The sequence below is a fragment of the Bacteroidia bacterium genome, from assembly GCA_027493955.1.
GTDB lineage: Bacteria > Bacteroidota > Ignavibacteria > SZUA-365 > SZUA-365 > JAOSJT01.
In genome coordinates, this window is the sequence record JAOSJT010000001.1 from 1,676,148 (window position 1) to 1,690,367 (window position 14,220).

Here is a 14,220-nt window from a genome sequence, read left to right on the forward strand (position 1 = left end):
ACGCGGGTCGTGTCCCTCGGTTGCTACAAGCTGGCCGGTGTAGTGCAGGTCACCATCAGCATGTTGACCCTGGTGATATGTTCGGGGGGGGGATCAAGCTGTCTACCGAACTCAAAGTCGGGCAAGCTCTCGTTCTTGATGGAAGCAGGAGGAGAGAAAGGAACTGATTTGACTGCCGCTGTGACGTACAGATTTGCCTCGCTCCACGTCGGCACAATGGTACTCAATTGCGGGAACGTGGTCACGTTGCCGTCGCTTATACAGATGCGTTTCATGTGCAAGAGTCGAAATTTAATTCCGGCCACCCCGACAGTGAAAGATCCAGTGATGGGCCTTTTTTCATTGCGGTTCTTGCGATGCCGGCGCCGAGCCGGGCATCATTCGCACGTCGCCGGTGTTAAGCATCATTGTGGCATCTGCGCGGACCGTGCGAATGGTTCTCCTCGATGCGTTTTCCGTGAATCTCTCAGGTACATTCATGCTGACCTTCGGAATTGTGATCACCATCATCGCGGGAGTTGTGACCTTCATGCATACAGTGGACGACTTTGGAGCCCCGCCTTCGCTGGAGGAGCTGAAGCGCTACGCGGGATCGGCGCAGTTGCGCAACGGCCGCTTCGCGAATCCGGGCGGCGCGGATGTGCAAATGGATCTCAACAAGGGTCTGCAGGCACTGCGGGAAATGCTGACCGCCAAGGATACACGCCCCTCGCAACCCCTTCCTACGGGCTTCGACGTGGAAAGCGATATCGCGGTACCCGGCTCCGGCGAATTCGCCGTCACCTGGTTCGGACACTCGGCGGTGTTGCTGGAGCTGGACGGCCGCCGCCTGCTCATCGATCCGATGCTCGGTCCCGCCGCCTCACCCGTTCCGATGTTTTTCGGCAAGCGCTTCGCTCTCGAGCAGCCGATCAACATCGACCGCATCCCGTCCGTAGACGCCGTGCTTATTTCCCACGATCATTATGACCATCTGGACAAATACAGCATACTCGCGCTGGCGTCGCGGGTGGGACATTTCTATGTACCTCTAGGCGTGGGCGCTCACCTGCTGCTGTGGGGTGTGCCGCAAGAGAAGATCACGGAAATGGACTGGTGGGATGAAGCCGAGGTCAAAGGTCTGCGCATCGCGGCAACGCCGGCGCAGCATTTTTCGGGACGTGGAATGACGGACCGCAACCGCACCTTATGGGTATCCTGGGTGATTCAGGGCGGCGCAAGCATCTACTTCAGCGGCGACAGCGGGTACGGAGAACATTTCGCCCGCATCGGCGAGCGCTATGGTCCCTTCGACTTCACGATGATGGAATGCGGGCAGTACAACGAAAAATGGCAACCCATACACTGCCTGCCCGAGGAGAGCGTACAGGCGCACCTGGATCTTCGCGGCGCGGTAATGATGCCCATTCATTGGGGCGCCTTTACGCTGGCGCCGCATCGCTGGACGGAGCCGCTTGAGCGCGTCCGTATCGCCGCGGCGACGCAGTCCGTGCGTCTGGCGGTGCCCATGATCGGCGAGCGATTCATTCCGTCGCGCGCCGTGCCGTTTTGGGATCCTGCGCGGTAATGTTGGCGAGTACACGGTTACGGAGCAATTAGATTGCTGAACTGTCGCATCACTCGCGCGGGTGATGCAACGGCATTTCGACTACCCGCTATTTGAACGAGTCAATGTAGAAGGTACGTCGACGTGTGTATCCCGTAGAAGAATACGGGTCCGCCCATATGGACAACAGACGAGGAGAGACGATTGTGTGTCAAGTAATGGAACACTAATGGGGCATTTCAGTGTGCCTTGTGAACCGAGGCAAGGATTCGTACGTTTGTGAATGGAAATGGAAATAGATGGAACCATTATTCGCTTCGAAGACGGCACTGAAATCAAGATCCATTCCCATGCCGCATCGAGAATGCGCGAACGGCGCATTTGTGCAGAAGAAGTCGCAGAGGTTTTCCTTTCTTTTCAGTCCAAATATCCAGATGCCGATCATCCGGACAGATTCAGCCTGATTGGTACGACAGTTGGCAATCGAGTCATCAGGCTTGTATTCAAGGAATCCAACCCGCTTCTTCTCATCACAGTAATCGACGTGAGAGGACAATACAATGAAACAACACACTAACTTCCCGGAATTCACCATCGATACAGAACTGAGCATCGCGTATCTACGTCTTTCAGACCGGCGCGTGGTCCGACAGGAAGTTCTCGAAGCCGAAACGGTGATTGCGGACATTGATGACAACGGCGGTATTGTTGGTGTGGAAATATTGAGTCTTACGCGGTTCAGCCGTCTTATGCACAACGCTGGGTATCGATTCCCGAAGCAATACAACGCGCAAATCCTCTCCGCAACCTTGCTTCCATTGTTGTGGCGTTCGCGCACAACAGCATGAAAAGGTCTGAACGAAGGAAGAGGTAGGTCGATCATCTAAGATGGGAGTATCATGGTGATTCAGTCACAAACCGCGTCATCCAACGCACCCATTAATCAAATAGCATATACACCTTTTCACATCTGCATCCCGTATCCGTAGCCGCTCGGGGTGGCCTCGCACCTGCTGCTGTGGGGTGTGCCGCAAGAGAAGATCACGGAAATGGACTGGTGGGATGAAGCCGAGGTCAAAGGTCTGCGCATCGCGGCAACGCCGGCGCAGCATTTTTCGGGACGTGGAATGACGGACCGCAACCGCACGCTGTGGGCGTCCTCGGTGATTCAGGGCGGAGGCGCGAGCATATACTTCAGCGGCGACAGCGGGTATGGGGAGCATTTCGCCCGCATCGGCGAGCGCTATGGTCCCTTCGATTTCACCATGATGGAATGCGGTCAGTATAACGAAAAATGGCAACCCATACACTGCCTGTCCGAGGAGAGCGTTCAGGCGCATCGGGATCTTCGCGGCGCGGTAATGATGCCCATTCACTGGGGCGCCTTTACGCTGGCGCCGCATCGCTGGACGGAGCCCGTGGAGCGCGTGCGCACTGCCGCTGCGGCACAATCCGTGCGTCTGGCGGTGCCCATGATCGGACAACGTTTTATTCCCGCGCACTCGCTGCCTGCCTGGGACCCGGCCCGATAACAGAGTTGCACACAATCGAAGCAGCGAGGATGTCGGCGAAAACAACTGCCTCGCCTCTTCCCTCTTCTCTCACGCGGGCATTCCGCCAAGCAGTGCCTGATGTTCCGACAATAATCTTTTGTTATTCCGGCAGAACACGAATGGGACAGGGTACCTCAACGCCACCCGGCCCCTGTCGTGGCGCAGCATCGTTATGCAGCGTGCTTGCCGCTTCTCGGATGCAACCTTGCGCCGGTGAGTTGCTCGGAAAGCGTCCATAATCGCTGTGCGCTGTCGGTATCCTTGGTGCGGCGCACGGGCTGTACGATCACCGGAGCGCCTTTGAGTTCGAACAGCTTTCCTGGGCCGTAATAGTCGCCCCCACGCACGTCCGGATCGGTCGCGGCACGGAGTGTGGGCAGCGTCGCCTCTTCCACGCTGTGCGCGATGGGCAGGCTGCTCGCGGCGAGAAGACGCGAATGACGCTGCAATTCCGTCATCGCCACGCCGGGGTGCGCTGCGACGGCGAGGGTGCTACTGCCCGTTTCCGCGAGGCGGCGTTGCAATTCGACGGTGAAGAGCAGGTTCGCGAATTTACTGTCCGCGTACGCCTGCAAGGCGCGGTATTTGCGGCGCTCCCAGTTGAGATCGTCGAGATCCGGTCGTCCAATTTTGTGCGCACCGCTGCTGATCGTGACCACCCTGGCTCCGGGAGCGGTATCGAGCAGGTCCAGCAACTGCATGGTAAGTGCAAAATGACCCAGATGATTCACACCGATCTGCAACTCGAAACCATCCGCGGTCCGCGTCAGAGGCGGTATCATCACACCCGCATTATTGATGAGCAGATCCAGTTTGTTCTGTGTCTGCCGAAGCTCATCGGCGGCGTCCCCGACGGAGCGGAGATCTGAGAGATCGAGATGCAGGAGCCGCGTCTCGGCGTCGGGCAGTTCCGCGCGAATACGGCGCTGCGCTTTCTCACCCTTAGCAAGATCGCGCACGCCCAGCAGTACGGTCGCGCCGCGGCGAGCGAGTTCACGTGCGGTGATAAAGCCGATACCTGCGCTGGCTCCGGTGACAACGGCAAGACGGCCCGAAAGGTGGGGGATATCCGAAAGGTTCCAGTCGTTACGCATGTGCAATCTCCTATTTACAGGTGCCTTGTGTACTATCATCTGTTCCATCGCGCTCTGCGATATGTCCGATTACAACACCATGCGCGCGGGGGTGAGTTCCTGGAAAGGCGACACGGAGGAGGATTGCAATTTTCCTCCCCTCGTTACGGCAAGGAGAGAACAATAACGATCAGCGCCGGAGAGTGCCGCGCCGTCACCGATCCGTCTTATCCAGTTCCTTCAGCTTTCGTTCGGCCCACTGAAGTATTTGCCGCTGCTCTTCCTCCGTGCCCGTGAGAAGACCATCCGGGAAAGCGAGCAGGGCGCGGAGGTGACGCCGGGCGTCCCCGACACGCGGCGGCTGGAGTTTGAGTTCCGTTTCGGCAAGATAGAATGCGAGCAATACGGTTTCGGGATTGCGGGTAAAGGAACGCTGCAAGACATCAATAGCCATTTCGTTCTCTCCGCCGACCACGAGCTGCGAAGCGAGACCGATGGCGATGGTGGGACTTTGATACAACGTCCGTGCTCCCGCTACGATCATTGAAAGCGGTATCTGCTCGGTTCCCTGCAGGACCAGATGCTCGAGCATGATGAACAGCGGATCACCCGCGACGCGCGGCCGCAGCCAGTCCAGATGATCGCGCGTCCAGGCGCTGGTGAAGCCGCTGCTTCCGACGCGGTGGTGTCCCTCCAGAATGATTTCGTAATACCGCTCCAGGAAATCCTGTTTATGACCCGCATATACGGTATCCACGCCACGGTCGTTCATGTCCTGCAAGGCTGCACGCAATCGTCCCGTCGCAAAATCAAATCCACGACGAACACGTGCAGGATCTGTGAGCTGCATGACGGTACTGAGATAGGCCGAGTAGTCCGAACGATATCCCACCATGTCGATCTTTTTCTCCACAGCCCACAGCACGCCGTCGGTGTCCTCGATGGTGCGATAGTGCTTGCGCAAATGCTCATAGCCGTTCAGGGCGAAATCGCCGGTGACATGCCTGTCGTCCAGCGCCATGACGTCGCGAAAACGCGCCACGGCGCTGTCCGTCGTGAGGTTGACGGCCAGCCAGGGCAGTACGGCGGCGAAGGCCGCTCCAGACGCGAGATAGAATCTGTATCGCAGCTCCGCAACCCGCGTATCGCGAAAGCCCGCCACCACGGTGAAGATCAACGTCAACGACCACAGCGCGTTCACATCCCAGTCGCGCGCCATGCCGAAACAGGTGTATCCCGCGAAGAGCAGCGCCGAAAACAAGGCAAGATTCACCGTGGCAATTAGCACTTCGGCATCCCGCAGCCGGTCGCGCCAGCAAATGGCGGGCAAGAGCAGCAACACCGGACCGCCGAGCAGCAGCACTTCATTGAGCACGTCGATCAGATGCCAGGACGACAACAGTGTGTAACGCTGCACAGCACCTTCCTGTCCGAAATCCGTCAGAGCCAGCAGTACGCGGCTGCCTTCGAAAGCCGCGCCGGACAGCAGGTATAACGCGATTCCCGCCGCAAAGAACACGCCCAGCAAGACCGCGATGTTGCGGGGAGTAAGCAAACGCCGTCCGCCTTCGCCGCCGTAGCGATGCACGATAAGCAGAAGCAGCGAGGGCAGCGCCAGCAGCGCCATCAGATGCAAGGCGCTCATCAGCACGAACAGTGCTACAGGCCAGAGGATGCCGATGCGTCCGCGCATGGCGAGCGCCAACGTGCTGAAATAGGCGAGGCCCGCCGTGAAGACCAGAGTGTAGTATTCCACATACCCGAAGAAAAAAAGCACCGCCGGCGTGAAGAGGAACAGAAACAGCAACGCGAAGCGCGCTTCCGCCGCGCGAAACAGAGCACGCGCCGCCGCGACGCTCACGCCGACATACAGCATGCCCGCCAGCACCCCGCTGATCCAGAATGCGGATTGTGAGTACACCGTGCTCTGACCGCTTTCGCTGACGAAGCGGTGTGCCACCGTCGCGAACAACGCCATGAGACGTCCCGTCAGCGGCGCCGAACCGTTCGAGTACAGCACGTCCTCCGCGAAAGTTGCGCCGTTCATGTAGCGGAAGATTTCCGCGAGATACACGGCGCCGTCGCCAAGGAAAAACGTCTCCATGCGCAAAAACCAGAACAGCGCTCCCCCGCCGACGACGGGCAGCAGCAGCCACAGCGCACGCGTGACCGGTGGCGCGTCGGCCCGCATGCTCTTCGCGGCGGCGAGAAATGCGGAGTAGAACATCGGCGTCGCCGCGAATATCCCGAGCGCGGCGAAGAGGACGGTGGTCCAGAGCGGCAGATACGCCAACGCGTGCAGACCCCAGACGCGTTCGTGCGGAATGAAAGCCGCTCCGATGCGCAGCAACGCGAGGAGGAGAAAAGGCCAGGCCAGCGTGAAGGAGGCCTCTCTCACCGGGGATGGCGCGGGAGGTACGTTCGATGGTTTCTGTTTGGACATGCGGAGCTACGATTGGTGACGATGGTGCCGGCACGAACGGTGCATTACGGATTTCAATGTAGGGAGAATCCGCTTCATCACCACAACCGCAACAGTATCGGTATGCGCATGCGCAGCGCGGAGTAATATTTCCGGCGCAGGGATGGGGCAAGTTCCTTCAAATCACCGCATGCGAACATGACGGAAACCGCAACCGATATCGCTGTGCGTTCATCTCCGGAATGATGAGGAGGTGTGTATATTACGGCATCACAGTCAGGATACACCATGCAATCCATCATTCAACGCAGCGACCGCACCCTGACCTGGACGCAGCCCAGAGCGCTGAAACAGGAGTATAATCTCCTGGACGAAGATACCCTTGTCGGGACTCTGCGCTTCCGCAGCAGCTTCGGCACGCTGGCCACAGGCGAAAGCGCCGACGGGAGCTGGACGTTCAAGCGCGTCGGTTTCTGGAAAACCCGCGTCAGCATTCGGGAGACGGGGAGCGATGCCGACATTGCTTCATTTGCCAACAACACCTGGAGCAACGGCGGCACGCTGGAATTCCCCGACGGACGCCGTTACAAGGCGGACTCGAATTTCTGGATGACGCGATACACATTCAGCACCGAACAGGATTTACCGCTCGTCGGCTTCGAGAAGATCGGCGGCATACTGCATCTCTCCTCGAATGTGACGGTACACGAAGCCGCCCGTCGCTTGACGGAACTCCCGGTCATGGTCATGCTGGGATGGTATCTCACCATCATGATGCATCAGGATTCGGCGGCGGCGGCGGCGGGATAACGGATACGTCCATCAGGCGCGAAGGAGGCTATTCCGCGCACACCTCGGTTCACAGGCGTAGTATCAAAGAATTCGGGCAGCGCTTGCCCCATTTTCGCATACCTCGCGACTGCAGTGGCTCTATAATGCTATGGGTACGTTCGTCGGAAAACGATGGCAGGTCCACGTTGGCCACACTGTGCTCATCGCCTGTAGACTTCGCTGCGATGAGCGATGCGCAGAATGATTATTTCGTCCGCTTTCAGGGCGTAAATAATTCTGTAGTCACCAATCCGGTATTTTCGCAGGCCGGCGAACTTTCCCTTCAGAACTGGATTCGAAGCCGCCTTATGAATCAGTTCCTGCTCAATCCTGTCGAGGATGCGCGAAATCTCCGGGATTGCCAATTTCCCGAGATCATGCCGCACGGATTGTTTGTACACGATGCTATACGCCAAGAGATGCTCTCAGCTCCTCGCCAGTGATAAGCGCGTCACCTGTATCGTGCAAACGGTCAAGTGCGATTTGCAGGTCGGCAAATTCCTCAATGTACGACTCCAGAGCCTTTTGTATAATGAAGGAGCGGGACCTCTCCGTTTCCCGGGCGATAGTCTCGAGTTGCTCGGCCAACGCCTGCGGTAGTCTTACAGAAATTGGTGTATTCAATTGTCACCTCTTGTCGCAGTTGTATGACAATGTAGTCACCATGCGTGTTCTATGCAACATCATTAGAACACGCGCCGCAGGAATGGCGTATCCATACTGCGAAGCGGCACTGTTGCTATCCGATAGCGCCGATGGTCGTCTGTTTCGTGATCACGCTCCCCGCAGTTACCCGATATGTATCGACACACCGAGCAGTGGCAGCACAAGCGGAATTTTTTTACCTGAAATCGTGATGTCGCCGTTGGGGACGACGATAAGCCCGAGGTCGAAGGCCGCCCTGCCGGAAAAATAGCGGAAGCCCAAGGTGTGCAAGGTGCCCGCTGTAAGCACGCTGGAGAGATGCTCGGTCATGAGTTTCCAGTTCGGCGAGAGCTGTGTTTCGTAACCGAGTCCGAGACCGACAAGCAGCCCCTCGTCGAAGCCCAGTCCGTACCCCCCCGCCATATCCGCGAAACCCATGCCGATGGTGAAGGCGCTCTCCTCCCCTCCGATGGTGGTGACGGCAAAGACGCCCGGCACGGTGACGCGGTCCCAGTTGGTCCTGCCGCCCAGCCGGAATTCCTGTCCCCAGAACAACAGCGCCCCGCCGACGGCGATGCTGGTGTTTTTGTCTTCATACAGCGCATTCTTGAGAATGAGGTAGGAATAGTAGGCCCGGTCACTTCCCGCGTCACTTTCGAAAATGTACACGCCTCCCGCGCTCAGCTGCAGTCCGGGAAGTACGCTGAGCGCCACATAGGGAATGTACGGCGCGGCCAGTCCCAGCGTGCCGCTCACAGCGGGAAGAGTGTTTCCGGTGGGAATCAGGAACAACGACGAAGACGCGGGGTCGCGGGACTTTTCGCTATCGGCACCGCGTACTTCCGTTGGTAACGGAGACAGCCGCGGCACGGCGGAGTGCGTTCCGAATCCCTCCGAAGAGCTTCGGTAACGCTCCGCGTCGGGATTGATTGAGGCGGGCGCGCTCCCAACATGCGTTCGCGCATCGTACGTGCGCAAATGCGGAATGCGCGTCGCCTGACCGTGCTCCGTCGGTTGCGCCGTGGCCGCGGCCGTGGACAGACAAAAGCCGACAATGCAAAAGACAACCGCACTGTACGAGGCACACAATGAAGTACGCATAGAACGCTCTCCGGAGGGTGAAACCGCGCCACCCCTTTTTGTATACGTGTCGTATAGGGTGTGACAGGTGGAGCGCATTTCCGCAGCTCCACCCGTTTCTTTTATCCTTCCGGCGGCGTGAATCACACCACCCAGAGACCGTCGCGCATAATGGTCTCGCTGCGGCCATCGGCGTAGGTCAGCACGGCCTCACGCACAACAATGTCCGGCTGCAGCGACGGTACGTACACGCGGTCGATGTGAATCACGTTTTTCGGATCGTTGAAGGATGCGGGCGACACGATGCCGCCGAAATGTTCGCTGCGTCCGAAGGCCACGTGCATGCCGAGTTTTTCGTCCATCAGCAGACTGCCGACGGCGGTGCAGCCGAATTCGCCGAGCACGCCGTGCCCGAGCTCCGCGATGTTGCCGTAGGCGGGTTCGGCGGCGAGCTTCGCGCGTTCGATGTCGCTCTGCTTGCCCTGCGTCAGCACTTCCACGGCGCGGTTTTCCGACACCTTGTACAACACGATTTCATTGCCGAACTGCACCGGCAGCGTGCCGCTGGTGAGACTGGCTTCGCCTTCGCGTTCGCCTTCGTAGGGAACGATGTAGGTCTCGCCGGAGGGAAGATTTCCGACAATCATATCCTGATGAAACATGCCGCTGCTCGGCGTCGCGGTGCGGTAGCGGAGGTCGCAGTCCAGTACGTATTCCGTTCCCTTCGCGTCGAACACCAGTTTCTCCGCCACCGCTTCGTCCAACCGCACTTTCAGACTCATGATGCGCTCGTGCACTTTACCGTAGTCGAGACTGAGCGAGGGCAGCATGTCGAGCTGGAAGCCGGGCATGGTGGTGCCGCGGAAGTTGTACTGTTTCGCGAGCATTTTGCAGGGCGCGGTGGCGGAGAATTCCGTCGGGGCGATGATGAGATCGGTGGCGGTCAACACGTCCGCGATCGGAACAGCGAGGCCTTCGGCGCGCAGCACGTCGGCGGTCAGTTCCGAAGGATTGCCGCCCCAGTGGTACAGCGTGTCGGGAAGATCGTTGTTGTTGCTCCCCACATTCGGGTAATAATAGATTTCCAGTCTGTCCAGCCCCATGTCATGCTTGAAGGCGATGGCGCGCATCCACCAGTTGTAGCCCATAACCCTGCGCTCGCGCCAATGCGTATTGTCGGGAACCGCATCGTCCGGGACATCGACGATAATGGTGAGTACGTGATCCGTTTCGCGGGGCTGGAACAAGGTCATGAACAATTGTTTCAATTCTTCGGTGGTGAGTTCATGCATAATGGCATCGGAGTCGTTGTGGAAAGTGCAGAGTGTTGAAAGATGCGAGAAATCGGCGGAAGGAGCAAGGGAGTGACGATTTACGATTTACGATTTACGAGTTGAGGATTGCGGATTGCGGAAATCGACCATTTCATCGATTCCGTAGGGGCACGGCGGGCCGTGACCGGCATTTTCGATTGGGGATTGCGGAATTCGGATTGAACAAAAACATCTTCGGAGTTCTATCCAGACATGCATCGACGATGTGAACAGTTTCGTAATGGTTATGGAGATATCCCCTGACGAAAGAGCAGCTGCTTTGGAGCCGCGTTTCCAGAAATTATTTCAGGGAGCCGCGCGTTGAATTTGTAGCACGATTTGACTACATTACGACATGAATACAAAAGAGACATACGTCAGGGCACGGGTTGACAGGCAGCTGAAATCCGACACCGAGCAGATATTGCGGGAACTGGGTCTGACCACAGCAGAGGCGATCCGCTTGCTCATGCACCAGATCAGACTGCAGCGGGGTCTCCCCTTCGACCTCAGGCTGAAGGAGGATAATACCGATATTTTGCTCCCGAATGCAATGAGGCAATCCGCAATCGATGCCGTATATGAAGACTGAAGCCGGGGAAGTGTATCTCGTGGACCTGGGTATGTCCGCGAAGGTCAGGCCTATGGTGGTGATTTCGCGACGAGACGACGACGCGCCGAGGGCATTGAGTATTTGCGCACCAATAACAACCTCCTTTCGTGGAAGTCGATACGAGATCGCGATCGGAAAGCCCACATTTCTCAATGAAGCAAGCTACGTAAATGTGCAGGGTCTACAAGCAATTCAACATCATGAATTGGGACGCCGCATCGGTCATTTGCCCGCATCCGCTCTGTTGTTGATTCGGGAGTGTCTTGCCTGGCTGTTCGAAATTGACAGCAGCAACAGCAGCGACGACCACGTGCTTCGTTGAGCCATCTCCAATCCATCGCCCTTCGAGCGTTCCGGTCTTAGCACCCGGACCGATCCGGACAGAGGCGGCCGATGATCACACCTGCCGAATCTTCTCGCCGGGGATGTTGTAGCCGCGGTCGCCGTATGGTTCGAGCTTTTCCAGCCAGATCTGTTCGAGGAGGGTGAGCTCGTCCTTAAGATCGAAATTCGGATCATCCGTCTCCGCGATGACTTCGAGAATTTCGAACTCGAACGCCGCCTCGCCGAAAATCTTCCAGTCCGCCTGCAAGGCGCTGTTGCGGTGCGAGCCGGTGAACAAACGGAATTTCTGTCCGTTCAACACACCGTCCAGATTCAAACTGCCGCCGATGTACACCTTCCCGTTTGCGGTGTTCCTTACCTGAAATATTCCCGACGGTTTTTTCCGCTCCTTGTACTCGCGGATGATGTCCTTTCTTGAAGTCATGTCTCGTGCCGCCTGTGTTATGACCGTGCAATAAATCAATTGAAGTGATTCCGCAGCCAATGGGAACAGAGTATCGCAGCAGCAGATCGCAACGGCAATATACGCAATGGGACGGTATTTTCATCCGGATAATATTATCATGAAAAAAAAATTCAGTCCTTGAGCAGACGGCGGCGACCGACAGCCGTGTTGTTCGGGAGAAGCTGCCCAGGCAATGAATCCTTCGGGGGACAGCAGTGCAGGAGTGCGGTACGCATGGATTCACGGCTCGTGGGAAGGAACGGTAAGCACCGTCCCCGCGGTTGTACCAGAACAATGTGTTCTCTCACTCCCGTCACGGCCTCCATTCGAACAATGCCATGAACAACTCCTCCCCTGCTGATGCACCAATCCTCGTGACCGGAGCGACCGGATATGTCGGCGGAAGGCTTGTCCCCCGCCTGCTCGAATCCGGCCGCCGCGTGCGCTGTATGGTTCGCGATCATGCCCGACTTCAGGGACGAGGGTGGCTTCAGGATGTGGAGGTGACGGAAGGCGATGTGTTCCGGCCGGAGACGCTCGCTACAGCGATGCAGGGAGTACGCACGGCGTACTACCTTATTCACAGCATGGGCGGAGGCACGGATTTCCACGACAAGGATCTGACAGCCGCGCGAAATTTCTCCGCTGCAGCCAGGGACGCCGGCGTCGAACGCATCATCTATCTGGGGGGGCTTGCCGGCGATGCGGATCGGCTCTCCGAACATCTTCAGTCAAGACAACAGACGGGCGAGGCGCTCCGCGAAGCCGGAGTACCCGTCACGGAGTTCCGTGCCGCCGTGATTGTCGGATCAGGAAGTCTTTCCTTCGAGATTATCCGCTACCTGACCGAACGCGTGCCCATTATGATCAGTCCCCGTTGGGTCTACACACGCACGCAACCCATCGGCATACGCGACGTGCTCGAGTATCTCGTCGCGGCGCTGGACGTTCCAGCAAGCGCCGGCCGCATCATCGAGATCGGCGGCGCGGACGTGATCACCTACGGCGAGATGATGATGACCTATGCCCGCGTGCGCGGTCTCCGCCGGATGATGTTGCCGGTGCCCGTACTCACTCCGCGCCTGTCGTCGTGGTGGGTGGATCTCGTTACACCGATTCCGGCGGTCATTGCGCGGCCTTTGATCGACGGACTGCGCAACGAGAATATCGTCCGGGATTTCAGCGCGCGGGAGCTGTTCCCGCACATCCTACCCGCAGACTACCGCACCTCGGTACAGCGCGCGCTCGCGCGTCTTCAGGCCAGCTCGATTGAAACCGCATGGAGCGATGCGCTGTGCAGCAGTGCCGGCGACAGAATGCCGCTAGTGCTCACGACGCACGAGGGGATGATTATCGAGCAACGACAGCGCCTTGTACATGCGACATCGGAGAAGGTGTTTCGCGTATTCACCGGGCTGGGCGGGAAGCGGGGATGGCTGTATATGAACTGGGCGTGGGTCGCCCGCGGCTTTACGGATCGCCTTATCGGCGGCGTCGGTTTGCGCCGCGGCCGGCGTGACCCCGAAGCGCTGCGGGCAGGCGACGCGCTCGATTTCTGGCGCGTGGAAGCTGTGGAACAGGACCACCTTTTGCGTCTGCGCGCGGAGATGATTGTTCCCGGAAAAGCATGGCTGCAATTCCGCATCCTGACAGACGATGAAGGCAGCACGCAACTCACACAGACGGCCTTTTTCGCATCAAAGGGACTGGCGGGATGGCTGTACTGGTATGCGCTGTATCCCATCCATGCCCTCATTTTCAGCGGAATGATCAGAAGCATTGCTGCGGAAGCAGAGCGATGATCCTTCGCCGCGGGTGATGTCGCAGATTCCTGCGGAGCAGCAGAGCGCAACGCCCGCTCAGAGCCGCGTCGCGACAATGCGTGACATATATTTTTTTATAAGGGATATTTTTCCATGATACATCCCTAATATTTTTGTATCTTACAGGGTCATTCATGGCAACGCATCCCGATATGATGTGAGCACCCCGGCGAAAACCAGGCAGATGTCAGCACGTGTTCGTTGATGCTTTGAGCAGCGTGCCTCCGGCCTAGCCCGCGCGGAAGCGCTGCATGCCCCATACAGCCGCACTGTTGAAAAGGAACACGCTGCTGCGCCATATCCCGTTCCGGGCACAAACGCATTGGAGTTGCGGGGTGCGGCCGACATACGCACTGTTCATGGTACGCCCGATACTCCGCAACCCCGCACGATTTCATTCCCGGCCATCATCCGACTCGGAACAGCACAGCTACCGACAGAACCCGGAATAGCGGAGCGGCCCGTCAAGTTTACGCCTGGAGCGCCCTGCGCAGCAAGGGCTGGAGGACGACCGGCTGAAACACCGATTTC

The 14,220-nt window shown here is 58.1% G+C and carries 16 protein-coding genes; 8 read left to right on the forward strand and 8 right to left on the reverse strand.

Annotated elements, in window-relative coordinates; genetic code table 11:
* Window positions 1-23 precede the first annotated feature (23 nt).
* Window positions 24-275, reverse strand: a complete 252-nt coding sequence (locus M5R41_06590; GenBank protein MCZ7556051.1) for a hypothetical protein — start codon at window positions 273-275, stop codon at window positions 24-26.
* Between the two features lie 203 nt (window positions 276-478).
* Between M5R41_06590 and M5R41_06595 the strand changes: the two genes are divergently transcribed.
* The 4 genes from M5R41_06595 (at window position 479) to M5R41_06610 (ending at window position 3,078) form a co-directional block, all read left to right on the forward strand.
* Window positions 479-1,567 carry an MBL fold metallo-hydrolase gene (locus M5R41_06595; GenBank protein ID MCZ7556052.1) on the forward strand — a complete coding sequence of 363 codons (1,089 nt, stop codon included), beginning with the start codon at window positions 479-481 and terminating at the stop codon, window positions 1,565-1,567.
* 262 nt (window positions 1,568-1,829) lie between these two features.
* Complete coding sequence (locus M5R41_06600; GenBank protein ID MCZ7556053.1) at window positions 1,830-2,123, forward strand: DUF4258 domain-containing protein; 294 nt, start codon at window positions 1,830-1,832, stop codon at window positions 2,121-2,123.
* The gene (locus M5R41_06605; GenBank protein ID MCZ7556054.1) at window positions 2,107-2,394 is read left to right on the forward strand and encodes a DUF2283 domain-containing protein; all 288 of its coding nucleotides are present in this window, start codon (window positions 2,107-2,109) and stop codon (window positions 2,392-2,394) included. The genes M5R41_06600 and M5R41_06605 overlap by 17 nt, the downstream gene beginning before the upstream one ends.
* Window positions 2,395-2,544: 150 nt before the next feature.
* The gene (locus tag M5R41_06610) at window positions 2,545-3,078 is read left to right on the forward strand and encodes an MBL fold metallo-hydrolase (GenBank protein ID MCZ7556055.1); all 534 of its coding nucleotides are present in this window, start codon (window positions 2,545-2,547) and stop codon (window positions 3,076-3,078) included.
* Between the two features lie 191 nt (window positions 3,079-3,269).
* On the opposite strand, the gene M5R41_06615 is transcribed toward M5R41_06610, so the two are convergent.
* Window positions 3,270-4,193, reverse strand: coding sequence for an oxidoreductase (locus tag M5R41_06615; GenBank protein MCZ7556056.1), 924 nt, complete (start codon window positions 4,191-4,193; stop codon window positions 3,270-3,272).
* Between the two features lie 193 nt (window positions 4,194-4,386).
* Window positions 4,387-6,615, reverse strand: a complete 2,229-nt coding sequence (locus M5R41_06620; protein MCZ7556057.1) for a hypothetical protein — start codon at window positions 6,613-6,615, stop codon at window positions 4,387-4,389.
* Between the two features lie 267 nt (window positions 6,616-6,882).
* On the opposite strand from M5R41_06620, the gene M5R41_06625 reads away from it, so the two are divergent.
* Window positions 6,883-7,404 (forward strand): hypothetical protein, encoded by a 522-nt coding sequence (locus M5R41_06625; GenBank protein ID MCZ7556058.1) that lies wholly within the window; start codon window positions 6,883-6,885, stop codon window positions 7,402-7,404.
* A 182-nt stretch (window positions 7,405-7,586) separates the two neighbouring features.
* Here the strand turns inward: M5R41_06625 and M5R41_06630 are convergent, their stop codons facing one another.
* From M5R41_06630 to M5R41_06645, 4 genes are all read right to left on the reverse strand, one after another.
* Complete coding sequence (locus tag M5R41_06630; protein MCZ7556059.1) at window positions 7,587-7,841, reverse strand: type II toxin-antitoxin system mRNA interferase toxin, RelE/StbE family; 255 nt, start codon at window positions 7,839-7,841, stop codon at window positions 7,587-7,589.
* Complete coding sequence (locus M5R41_06635) at window positions 7,831-8,049, reverse strand: ribbon-helix-helix domain-containing protein (GenBank protein MCZ7556060.1); 219 nt, start codon at window positions 8,047-8,049, stop codon at window positions 7,831-7,833. Before M5R41_06635 ends, M5R41_06630 begins: the two co-directional genes overlap by 11 nt.
* A 165-nt stretch (window positions 8,050-8,214) precedes the next feature.
* Window positions 8,215-9,171 carry a hypothetical protein gene (locus M5R41_06640; GenBank protein MCZ7556061.1) on the reverse strand — a complete coding sequence of 319 codons (957 nt, stop codon included), beginning with the start codon at window positions 9,169-9,171 and terminating at the stop codon, window positions 8,215-8,217.
* Window positions 9,172-9,293: 122 nt separating this feature from the next.
* Window positions 9,294-10,442 carry a hypothetical protein gene (locus tag M5R41_06645; protein MCZ7556062.1) on the reverse strand — a complete coding sequence of 383 codons (1,149 nt, stop codon included), beginning with the start codon at window positions 10,440-10,442 and terminating at the stop codon, window positions 9,294-9,296.
* 376 nt (window positions 10,443-10,818) lie between these two features.
* On the opposite strand from M5R41_06645, the gene M5R41_06650 reads away from it, so the two are divergent.
* Together M5R41_06650 and M5R41_06655 are read left to right on the forward strand one after the other, a co-directional pair.
* Complete coding sequence (locus M5R41_06650; GenBank protein MCZ7556063.1) at window positions 10,819-11,055, forward strand: type II toxin-antitoxin system RelB/DinJ family antitoxin; 237 nt, start codon at window positions 10,819-10,821, stop codon at window positions 11,053-11,055.
* A complete protein-coding gene (locus M5R41_06655; protein ID MCZ7556064.1) occupies window positions 11,045-11,398 on the forward strand; it encodes a type II toxin-antitoxin system PemK/MazF family toxin in 354 nt (117 codons plus the stop codon). The genes M5R41_06650 and M5R41_06655 overlap by 11 nt, the downstream gene beginning before the upstream one ends.
* Before the next feature lie 75 nt (window positions 11,399-11,473).
* On the opposite strand, the gene M5R41_06660 is transcribed toward M5R41_06655, so the two are convergent.
* A complete protein-coding gene (locus M5R41_06660) occupies window positions 11,474-11,845 on the reverse strand; it encodes a GIY-YIG nuclease family protein (protein ID MCZ7556065.1) in 372 nt (123 codons plus the stop codon).
* Between the two features lie 359 nt (window positions 11,846-12,204).
* On the opposite strand from M5R41_06660, the gene M5R41_06665 reads away from it, so the two are divergent.
* Window positions 12,205-13,668: an SDR family oxidoreductase gene (locus tag M5R41_06665; protein ID MCZ7556066.1), complete on the forward strand. Its 1,464-nt coding sequence runs from the start codon at window positions 12,205-12,207 to the stop codon at window positions 13,666-13,668.
* Window positions 13,669-14,220 lie beyond the last annotated feature (552 nt).

Bases quoted from the DNA above. Each gene is read 5' to 3' on its own strand.
- M5R41_06590 (MCZ7556051.1), bottom strand. From the start codon at position 275: ATGAAACGCATCTGTATAAGCGACGGCAACGTGACCACGTTCCCGCAA.
- M5R41_06595 (MCZ7556052.1), top strand. From the start codon at position 479: ATGCTGACCTTCGGAATTGTGATCACCATCATCGCGGGAGTTGTGACC.
- M5R41_06600 (MCZ7556053.1), top strand. From the start codon at position 1,830: ATGGAAATGGAAATAGATGGAACCATTATTCGCTTCGAAGACGGCACT.
- M5R41_06605 (MCZ7556054.1), top strand. From the start codon at position 2,107: ATGAAACAACACACTAACTTCCCGGAATTCACCATCGATACAGAACTG.
- M5R41_06615 (MCZ7556056.1), bottom strand. From the start codon at position 4,193: ATGCGTAACGACTGGAACCTTTCGGATATCCCCCACCTTTCGGGCCGT.
- M5R41_06620 (MCZ7556057.1), bottom strand. From the start codon at position 6,615: ATGTCCAAACAGAAACCATCGAACGTACCTCCCGCGCCATCCCCGGTG.
- M5R41_06625 (MCZ7556058.1), top strand. From the start codon at position 6,883: ATGCAATCCATCATTCAACGCAGCGACCGCACCCTGACCTGGACGCAG.
- M5R41_06640 (MCZ7556061.1), bottom strand. From the start codon at position 9,171: ATGCGTACTTCATTGTGTGCCTCGTACAGTGCGGTTGTCTTTTGCATT.
- M5R41_06645 (MCZ7556062.1), bottom strand. From the start codon at position 10,442: ATGCATGAACTCACCACCGAAGAATTGAAACAATTGTTCATGACCTTG.
- M5R41_06650 (MCZ7556063.1), top strand. From the start codon at position 10,819: ATGAATACAAAAGAGACATACGTCAGGGCACGGGTTGACAGGCAGCTG.
- M5R41_06655 (MCZ7556064.1), top strand. From the start codon at position 11,045: ATGAAGACTGAAGCCGGGGAAGTGTATCTCGTGGACCTGGGTATGTCC.
- M5R41_06660 (MCZ7556065.1), bottom strand. From the start codon at position 11,845: ATGACTTCAAGAAAGGACATCATCCGCGAGTACAAGGAGCGGAAAAAA.
- M5R41_06665 (MCZ7556066.1), top strand. From the start codon at position 12,205: ATGAACAACTCCTCCCCTGCTGATGCACCAATCCTCGTGACCGGAGCG.